At 62.4% G+C, this 9,352-nt stretch carries 9 protein-coding genes; 7 read left to right on the top strand and 2 right to left on the bottom strand.

Features of this window, described 5'->3' with window-relative positions:
- A partial coding sequence (locus AQ996_RS09975; protein WP_172674640.1) for an IS110 family transposase occupies window positions 1–220 on the bottom strand: 220 nt, incomplete at its 3' end.
- A gap of 429 nt (window positions 221–649) precedes the next feature.
- On the opposite strand from AQ996_RS09975, the gene AQ996_RS09125 reads away from it, so the two are divergent.
- On the top strand, window positions 650–1,855 hold the full coding sequence (locus AQ996_RS09125; RefSeq protein WP_055252574.1) for a DUF362 domain-containing protein: 1,206 nt from the start codon (window positions 650–652) through the stop codon (window positions 1,853–1,855).
- Between the two features lie 164 nt (window positions 1,856–2,019).
- Here AQ996_RS09125 and AQ996_RS09120 read toward each other — a convergent pair whose 3' ends face one another.
- Window positions 2,020–2,985 carry an alpha/beta hydrolase gene (locus AQ996_RS09120; protein WP_055252572.1) on the bottom strand — a complete coding sequence of 322 codons (966 nt, stop codon included), beginning with the start codon at window positions 2,983–2,985 and terminating at the stop codon, window positions 2,020–2,022.
- A gap of 186 nt (window positions 2,986–3,171) precedes the next feature.
- Here AQ996_RS09120 and trhA point away from each other — a divergent pair, with 186 nt between their 5' ends.
- The 6 genes from trhA (at window position 3,172) to AQ996_RS09090 (ending at window position 8,955) form a co-directional block, all read left to right on the top strand.
- On the top strand, window positions 3,172–3,855 hold the full coding sequence (trhA, locus tag AQ996_RS09115; RefSeq protein ID WP_172674639.1) for a PAQR family membrane homeostasis protein TrhA: 684 nt from the start codon (window positions 3,172–3,174) through the stop codon (window positions 3,853–3,855).
- A 108-nt stretch (window positions 3,856–3,963) separates the two neighbouring features.
- Window positions 3,964–5,337, top strand: a complete 1,374-nt coding sequence (locus AQ996_RS09110) for a hemolysin family protein (RefSeq protein WP_055252570.1) — start codon at window positions 3,964–3,966, stop codon at window positions 5,335–5,337.
- A gap of 24 nt (window positions 5,338–5,361) precedes the next feature.
- Window positions 5,362–6,195 carry a cyanophycin synthetase family protein gene (locus tag AQ996_RS10165; RefSeq protein ID WP_070097168.1) on the top strand — a complete coding sequence of 278 codons (834 nt, stop codon included), beginning with the start codon at window positions 5,362–5,364 and terminating at the stop codon, window positions 6,193–6,195.
- A 136-nt stretch (window positions 6,196–6,331) separates the two neighbouring features.
- Window positions 6,332–6,721: a YtxH domain-containing protein gene (locus tag AQ996_RS09100; protein WP_055252578.1), complete on the top strand. Its 390-nt coding sequence runs from the start codon at window positions 6,332–6,334 to the stop codon at window positions 6,719–6,721.
- The gene (locus AQ996_RS09095) at window positions 6,721–7,476 is read left to right on the top strand and encodes a PRC-barrel domain-containing protein (protein ID WP_055252569.1); all 756 of its coding nucleotides are present in this window, start codon (window positions 6,721–6,723) and stop codon (window positions 7,474–7,476) included. Before AQ996_RS09100 ends, AQ996_RS09095 begins: the two co-directional genes overlap by 1 nt.
- Window positions 7,477–7,548: 72 nt before the next feature.
- Window positions 7,549–8,955, top strand: a complete 1,407-nt coding sequence (locus AQ996_RS09090) for a polysaccharide deacetylase family protein (RefSeq protein WP_253274638.1) — start codon at window positions 7,549–7,551, stop codon at window positions 8,953–8,955.
- Window positions 8,956–9,352: the final 397 nt, after the last annotated feature.

Genomic DNA, 9,352 nt, shown 5'->3' with positions numbered 1-9,352 from the left:
CCCGCCTCACGGCGAGGGACCCTATGTTGCGGAACTGGTCGACGACGACGAGCGTGCCGGCGGGCGCGGAGGCGAACAGCGCGTCGAGCTCGGCCTCCCTGTTGCGGACGGGGGCGCTGGCCAGCACCCCCCCGTCGCGGTCGACCAGGCAGGCCCAGTGCGATGGCTTGCCGACGTCCAGGCCGAGCACGGCCGCGGGCCTGGTGGATGTCGCTTTCACGGTGGTATCCTTCCGGTAGTCGTTCGACCGGATGGCCTCCCCCTCGGCACTCACATTACCAGCCGCGGCGCCTGCCCGGCACTTTCCTATCAGCCGTCGGGGGCGGCGCGTCCCGCGCCGGCAGCACCCAACGGGCCCTCTCGGGGGCAGGGACGTTCGGCCGTGCGCGGGCGCCCGGTCGGCGGCCCGTTCTGGGCGCGCCTCAATCGTAGCCCGAGACGGTCCCGGGCTGACAATTTCGACTGTAATGGACGTTCTTAAACGACTAGTCGTTGGGGACAGTCTTTGTCGGATCGCCGGCTCGCTGGCCGGGCGGCAAGCACTCATTTAAGTCTGTCCCCAATGAGTGCCTGTGCTTGACTTCAACCCCACTTCAACTGGTACCATCCTCTATGTCTGTAACGCCATATAGACCGAGGGGATAGATCTATGACCGCAACTGCACCCGCAGCACCCGCTAAGGTGTACTTCACCAACCTGCGCACGCATGCTCGCGAGAGCCAGCTCGACAAGCTCAAGCGCCTCATCCGTCACGCCGGAATTGAGCAGATCGACTTTGAGAACAAGTTCGTCGCCATCAAGATTCACTTTGGCGAGCTGGGCAACCTGAGCTTTTTGCGCCCCAACTACGCCCGCGCCGTCGCGGACGTCGTGAAGGAGCTGGGCGGCAAGCCCTTCCTCACCGACTGCAATACGCTCTATGTCGGTAGCCGCAAAAACGCGCTCGAGCACATCGATACCGCCTACCAGAACGGCTTTACCCCGTATGCTACGGGTTGCCAGATCATCATTGCCGACGGCCTCAAGGGCACCGACGAGGCGCTCGTCCCGGTCGAGGGCGGCGAGTACGTGCACGAGGCCAAGATCGGTCAGGCGCTCATGGATGCCGATATCGTGATCAGCCTCACCCACTTTAAGGGCCATGAGCAGGCCGGTTTTGGCGGCGCCATGAAGAACCTGGGCATGGGAGGCGGCAGCCGTGCCGGCAAGATGGAGCAGCATGCCGCCGGCAAGCCGAACGTCGCGACCGAGCACTGCGTTGGCTGCCATGCCTGCGAAAAGATCTGCGCGCACAACGCTATCTCGTTCGACGGCACCCGCGAGCGCGAGCTTGCCAGCGGCGCTACTCGCACGGTGCACGTGGCTGCCATCGACCACGATCGCTGCGTGGGCTGCGGACGCTGCATTGCGGCATGCAACCAGGACTGCATCAAGCCCGGTTATGAGGCCGCGGCCGACGTGCTCAACTGCAAGATCGCCGAGTATACGAAGGCCGTCGTCGACGGCCGCCCGAGCTTCCACATCTCGCTTGCCATGGACATCAGTCCCAACTGCGACTGCCATCCTGAAAACGATACGCCTATCGTCAACGACATCGGCATGTTCGCGAGCTTCGACCCGGTCGCCATCGACCAGGCCTGCGCCGACGCCGTCATGGCGTCTGAGCCGCTGCCCAACACCGAGCTCACCGATAGCGCGGCCAAGATGGAGCACAACCACGAGCATCTGGAGGGCGAGCAGGCCAAGGATCCCTTCTGCATCACGCATCCCGACACCGACTGGCGCGTGTGCATCGCGCACGCCGAGAAGATCGGCCTGGGCACGAGCAAGTACGAGCTCATCGAGGTCAAGTAGCGTCGTCCTATTGGACAAACCAAGCGCCTTTGTGGCGTTAGTTGAGTAAAAGCCGCCCACGAGCACAACGCTCGCGGGCGGCTTTTCAGAAGTGCGGTGAAAAATCGAATACCGCCGACCACAAACCGATTTTTGGCAACAAAACCCCAGACGTTGCTTTTTGCCTAATAATTCTTGTCGAGGAAGTCGTCGACCGTATTCCAGTAGAGCTCGGGGTCAACTTGCGCGCTCTTGGCGTGGGTGGCGCCGTGGATAGTGAGCTTCTGTTTAACCTTGCTGGCGCACGCGTCGTAGTTTTGGTCGAGCATGTCGTACGGCACAAAGGTGTCCTGGTCGCCGTGGATAAACAGCATGGGAACCGTCGCGTGTTTGAGTTGCTCCACACTGCTCGCCTTATGAAAGTCGTAGCCCGCGCGCACGTTGCACACCAAGTTTGCTACATCGAGCAAGGGAAAGCTGGGCAGGCTGAACACGTCCTTGAGCTGCAGGGAAAACTCGTCCCAAACACTCGTATAACCGCAGTCCTCGATAATGCATTTCACGTTTGCGGGCAGAGATTCCCCCGCGACGTTCATGGCGGTTGCCGCACCCATCGACTCGCCAAAGACCAGGATGCGCGCCTCGGGGTCAGCCTGAACGATTCGCTCGATCCATGCGACGATGTCGAGGCGCTCGGGCCAGCCCATGCCGATATAGTCGCCGCCGGAGCGCTCGTGGGCGCGGGCGGCGGGTGCGAGTACGTTCATGCCACGGTCGTGGAAGCGTTTGGCGTATCGGGCCATACCGATGGGCTCGTTGGTATATCCATGCAGGCAGACGGCGTAGTCGTGCGTGCTCTCCGACGCAGCAAAATACCAGGCGGCAAGCTCGGTCCCGTCGTCCGCGGTGAGGTTGCTGCTCTTGCGGTTCTCTTTAAACCATGCCCGCGCCTCGGTATCCTCGGCATCCGGCTGCTCACCTTCTTTGTCGTTCTTGCTATCCTGCATCATCTTCATGGTGTATGGCGCGCGGGGATTCAGCGCGAAGTCAAACAGAAAGTTGCCGGCAAATCCGAGCAGCGCAACGACAACCACCAGTGCAACGATGCCGGCTATCTTGAGCTTTCGATGGGAACGTGCGTTTTGAGCCATGCGGTATTCTCCTATAAGATGTTAATACATCAACATTTAATGCAAGCGCATTATGGACGTTCGCCGTTGATGCGTCAACAGGCAAAGAATGGGTAAACAAAGGGTCACGTATAGTGCAAATTTCGCACGTACCCAGACGCTTTGATATAGTGTTGAGAACTCTTTACGTTGGAGGATGTAACCGGCATGTCCGATTCGAGCGACAGTTCTAAGCCGCGACCCAAGACCGCGGCCGTTCCACACTACACGGTGGGTGAGGAGATCATGAACTCCGTCACCCATGGTGTCGGCTGCCTGCTGGGTATCGCGGGCCTGGTGCTCCTGATCGTATTCGCCGCCCTGCGCGGCGGAGGCCCGGCCCACATGGCCGCGGCAATTGTCTACGGCGTCAGCATTATCCTCGAATACCTAGCCTCCACGCTCTACCACGCGATTCAGCCCGCGCGCGCCAAGCGCGTGTTTCGCATCATCGACCACAGCTGCATCTACCTGCTCATTGCGGGCAGCTATACGCCGTTTTGCCTCATCACGCTCGCAAACGACGGCGGCGCTGTGCTGTTCTTTGCCGTATGGGCCATCGCCATTATCGGCATCGCCCTCGAGTGCTTTATGCGCGAGCGCCAGCCGCATTGGGTAAGCGGCCTGGTCTATCTGCTGATGGGCTGGCTCGTTGTCTTTAAGCTGCCCGAGCTCGTGGCGCTGCTCAACCCCGTGGCACTTGCCCTGCTCGCCGTCGGCGGCGTGTGCTACACCGCGGGCGTGCCGTTCTATATCGCCAAAAACGTGCGCTATCTTCACAGCGTGTTTCACCTGTGGGTACTCGCCGGCAGCATCTTCCAGTTCATGGCGGTGATCCTCTTCGTAATCTAGCGACCACGCCAGCGCCCGTGCCCCCGCTCGGTCGCCAGTGCAATTGCCGTATCAGCCGTCAACGTTTTAATCCGACATCCCGAATCTTGGAGGTTCGAGAAACTCCCGATGGACATAACCATCTCCCTTATCACCACCCTCGTTTTGACCCTCATCAACGGCTACTTCTCTATGTCCGAGATGGCGCTCACCACGGCCAAGCGCGCCGTGCTGGAGCACGAGGCCGAGGAAGGCGACAAGCGCGCCGAGCGTGCCATTAAGCTGGCTGCCGACTCCGACCAGCTGCTCGCCACCATCCAGGTCGCCATCACGCTCGTGGGCTTCGCCTCGTCCGCCGTCGCCTCGACGAGTCTGTCCGACCCGCTCGCCACGTGGCTCATGAGCTTTGGCATCGCGCCGCTCTCCGCCATCGCGCGCGGCCTGGCGCCGGTCATCATTACCGTCGCGGTCGCCTTCGTGTCCATTGTGATCGGCGAGCTTGTGCCCAAGCGCATCGGCCTGTCCAACGCCGAAGGCGTGTCCAAGCAGGTTGTGGGGACGTTGTCGTTTTTCCAAAAGATCGCCCGTCCGCTCGTGTGGCTGACCGGTGCTTGCTCCGATGGCCTGGCCCGCATCCTGCGCATCAAGAGTGCCGACGACCGCCAGAACGTCTCGGAAGAAGAGATCAAGTACATGGTCTCGGAGCAGGACGACCTGCTCGACGAGGAAAAGCGCATGATCCACGAGATCTTCGACCTGGGCGACACCGTTGCCCGCGAGGTCATGGTGCCGCGCGTGGACACCACCATGTGCGAGGACGACGAGACGGTCGCCGACGTGCTGTCCACCATGCGCCAGACCGGCTTTAGCCGCATCCCCGTCTATCACGAGGATCCCGACAACGTCGCCGGCATCGCGCACATCAAGGACCTGATTCAGCCCGCGCTCGACGGCAAGGGCGACCAGCCCATCGCCGGCTTTTTGCGCGACGCCACCTTTGTGCCCGACACCAAGGACATCCTGCCGCTGCTGTCCGAGATGCAGACCTCGCACGACCAGATCGTGGTGGTCGTGGACGAGTACGGCGGCACGGCCGGCATCATCACCATCGAGGACATCGTCGAGGAGATCGTCGGCGAGATCGAGGACGAGTTCGACCCCGACAACAAGTATCTCACGCGCCTTTCGCGCCGCGAGTGGCTCGTTGATGGGCGTTTTTCGTGCGATGACGCGATTGAGCTTGGTTGGCCGCTCGAGGAAAGCGATGATTATGAGACCATCGCCGGCTGGATTTTGGAGCTTTGCGACTCGGTGCCCGACATCGGAGAGGTGTTTGAGGTTGCGGGGTACAAGTTTAAAGTGCAGTCGATGCGTGGCCAGCGCATCTCGCTCATTCGCGTGATCGCTCCGGCCGAAACCGATAAGAAGGATTCCGAGTCTTCGGTAGACGAGCCGACGACGTCGGGTGCGGGTTCCGCGAATCCGCACGACGGCGACGAGTAGGACAAGGAAGAGTAGGGGAGAGTTATGGCAGGCCTGTTCAACATCCTTAAGGTCACCGTCAGCGAGGACAAGATCTGCGCGCATGTGCTGGTGAACCCCGGCATGCCGCTCATGACCTCGGAGGACATCGAGGCTACGGCGCGCGTGTACTACCTGGTGCCCGCGATTGCCAAGCACTTGTGCCTGGGCGATTCCGGCCGCGAGTTCCAGGACTGCATGGGTCAGACCGAGCTCTGCCATCTGCTGGAGCACGTGACGGTCGAGCTCATGAACGAGACCGGGCTTGCCGGCAGCATCTCGTGCGGCCGCACGCGCGTAAGCGAGCACGACGAGCGCGTTTTTGAGGTTGAGCTTTCGTGCCCCGACGACGCGCTGGCCATCGGTGCGCTGTCTTCGGCCACCTTTATGATGGACTGGGCGTACCTGCACGCCGACCAGCCTGCCCCCGACGTGGAAGGCACGGTCGCGGGCCTGCGCAACCTGGTGCTGGGCATGCGCGCCGAGGCCGAGGGCAAGGATCCTCACGAGGCCGTCGCCGCTGCGAACGGCGAAGATGCTGCCGAGGACGAGGGCGCTGACGAGGGCGATGTGCCGGTCGACGCCGAGCCCGTTGTCGATGCGACCGCCGAGCCCGTTCCCGCCGAGCCCCAGGGCGTCCCCAACTTTGACGACGAGCCCCAGGTGACGATTGATACCGAGGGCGCGGTTGCCGAGAACCACGAGGCCTCCGCTGCCGTCTTTGGCGGTGCGGCGACGGTTCCGGCAGGACCTGCGCATGAGGGCGGTCTGCCGCTCGTGGACGGCGCCGGCGAGGACCCGGGTGCCACGGTGGCCATGCCGGCTATGCCTCAGGAGTAGGCCTACGCGTTTATCACCATCACGTACCTGCGCCTTTGCCGTACGCAGATGAGCGGAGCGGCAAGTGATGTGCTGCGGGTATAATGGACAGCATTCAAACGGTGGGCACCGACGTGCCCGCAGGAGAGGAATGATCATGGGTAAGACTTTCAGCTTTGTCTCCGGCGCACTTTTTGGTGCCGCTGCCGGCGCTATTGTCGGCGTTGCTCTGGCCCCGCGTTCGGGCGCCGAGACCCGCGCCATGGCTGCCGATATCGCCAACGACGCCTGGGACAATATGCGCGACACCTACGAGCACAGCGCCGAGGAGGCCCGTGCTGCGGTGAATGACTTTGGCCCGATGGTCGACGCCAAGACCGACGACCTGCGCGCCAAGGTCGACCTGGCCCGCGAGCGCATGGACCAGCTGCGCGAGCAGCTCAACGACGCCATTTCGGGTGGCAACGTGACGCCTGCCGCCGACGTCGTGGTCGAGAACGCCGTCGAGGCTGATACCGAGGCTACGGAGCCCTCGACCGAGGCATAATGCGCGCCGGGGATTTTGTCGGCGCCAAGATTTATCGCAAGCCTACCGAGGACAAGCGCACCAAAAAGGACGGCACGCCGCGCAGCCCTAAAAAGCTCGGAAAGATTCACTTTCCGGTCTTTACCCCGGGCGGTACGCGCGTGGTCGGCTTTATGGTCCGCCAGTCCGATATCGCGGGCATGATCGAGCGCCCCGACCGATTCGTAGCGCTCGACGCCATTGGTGTCTACGAGGGTGCCATTGCGGTCGATGACGTCAAGGACACGTACGATGCTGCCGCCGCCAAGCGCCTCGATATCAACCTGGACGATTGCATCATCTGGGTTGGCATGGACGTGCGCACGGAATCGGGTGACGTCGTGGGCTATTGCTCGGACGTTGAGTTTAAGCCGCGCTCGGGCATCGTGCAGGCATTCTATGTGACCGCCGGTGCCGCTTCGAGCGTGCTGGTGGGCGACACGCAGGTGCCGCCGACGATGCTGCGCGGCTACGAGAACGGCGCGATGGTCGTCTCGGACGAGGTCAAGTCGCTCGGGTATTCGGGCGGTGCGGCTGCCAAGGCCGCCGAGGCCAGCGTCGTGGTGGGCGATAAGGTCAAAAAGGGCGCCAAGGTACTCGACGACAAGGGATCGGTTGCCGTGGACAAGGGCAGTCGCGCGCTGGGCAAGCAGCTCGGCAAGACGCGCGGCATGTTCAAGGCCTTTAAGGACGAATACCAAAAGGCGAGCGGAGGCTCGTCAAAAGCTACAAAATAGCGACGTACCAAATGATGGGAGGCAAGCCGGAGACCTGTTGCTCCGGCTTGCTGTGTTTATGGGGGAGGGCACATGCGCCAAAACGGATCCAACTTAAACGGGCGTTCGGGTGCGCGTCCGACGGCGCGCCGCGACCTGGGGCAGCTGCCCAGCGGTCAGCGCCGCCGTCGCCGTAAGCCCGGCGCGATGTACCTCAACCATAGCCGCGGGTTTAGCGATCGCAGTGCGCGCATCGGCAACGGGCGCTCGCCGCGCCGACCGTCCCGTCTGCCCTATGCGCTTATCGCCGTGGGCTGTGCGCTCGTGCTGTTTATCGCTGCCGTCGTGGGCTACGTCAACCGCAGCGTGGACGTGGAGCTCAACGGCCAGAAGACCGCGGTGCGCGTGGGCTCTACGCTGCAGAATCTCATCGACGAGCAGGAGTTGACTGACACCTACGACGCAGGCGACCTGCTGGCCGTCGATGACAGCGTGCTCAAGCGCCATGGGGGCGAAAAGCTGTCGGTTAAGGTGGACGGCAAGCGCATAAAACAGGGTAAGTGGAAAAGCCGCGAACTTGAGGGCGGCGAGAAGGTGACGGTCAAGGATGGCCGTAACACCTACGAGAAGCATGAGGTTCAGGCTACGGTTATCGAGCCCAAGCTCAAGGTCGAGGGCACGGGCGCTATCGAGTATGTGCAGACATGGGGTGTCCAGGGCCGCTCCGAGGTGTGGGTTGGTGAGCAGTCGGGCAAGACGCAGGACCGCGGCGAGGTTGTGCCCGCCACCGATTGCGTCGTTGCGTGCGCCAGCGTGGCGCCCAAGGGCAACAAAAAGTACGTGGCGCTGACGTTTGACGAGGGTCCGAGCGGCGCCACCAAACAGATCTTGCAGGTGCTCAAGGAAAAGGGCGTCACCGCGACGTTCTTCCTTTCGGGCGATGCAGCCGAGGCCTCGCCTGCCACGGCCAAGGCGATTGTCGATGCCGGGTGCGAGATCGGATCCAACAGCTACAGCGACGATTCGCTCAAGGGTCAGGACCGTGAGGCGGTACGCGAACAGATCATGAAAGGCACCGATGCGATTAAGTCGGCGACCGGCGTGAAGACGATGCTGCTGCGTGCTCCCTACGCTGCCTTTGACGAGCAAAACTGGATTGATGCGATGGACCTGGTCTCCGCCGTGGTCTCGTGGAATATTGACTCGGGCGACTGGCTGCTCAACGGTGCCGACGAGCAGGTCTCGACGGTGCTCGATTCGGTGACGCCGGGCAATATCGTGCTGCTCACCGATAGAGACGAATGCGCCGAGCAGACGCTCGAGGCGCTGCCGCAGATTATCGACGGCCTTGTCGCCGACGGTTACAAGATCGTGACGCTTAGCGACCTGGTCAAGACGGACACGTCGCTGAGCAAAAAGCTCACCTCGCTGACGAAGGTCACCATGCCCAAGGACGCCGTGTACCCCCAACTTGCCGAGGGCGATGACACCACAGAGTAGTCATTGGATAGTCGTTTAAGAACGTCCATTACAGTCGAAATTGTCAGCCCGGGACCGTCTCGGGCTACGATTGAGGCGCGCCCAGAACGGGCCGCCGACCGGGCGCCCGCGCACGGCCGAACGTCCCTGCCCCCGAGAGGGCCCGTTGGGTGCTGCCGGCGCGGGACGCGCCGCCCCCGACGGCTGATAGGAAAGTGCCGGGCAGGTGCCGCGGCTGGTAATGTGAGTGCCGAGGGGGAGGCCATCCGGTCGAACGACTACCGGAAGGATATGTTAGCGTCAATCTAATTTTCACCAGTTTCACCAATCAAACGCGCCGTTCGCGCAAAGGCGGCTTCACCGCTTGCGCTAACGTATTTTCACCGATTCCGGTCACGCCTTGACGGGTCCGTCCCTC

This window comes from Collinsella aerofaciens, from assembly GCF_001404695.1.
Lineage (GTDB): Bacteria > Actinomycetota > Coriobacteriia > Coriobacteriales > Coriobacteriaceae > Collinsella > Collinsella aerofaciens_E.
Note: the sequence above shows the minus strand (reverse complement) of the source record. Positions and strands in the feature narration are given on the sequence as shown.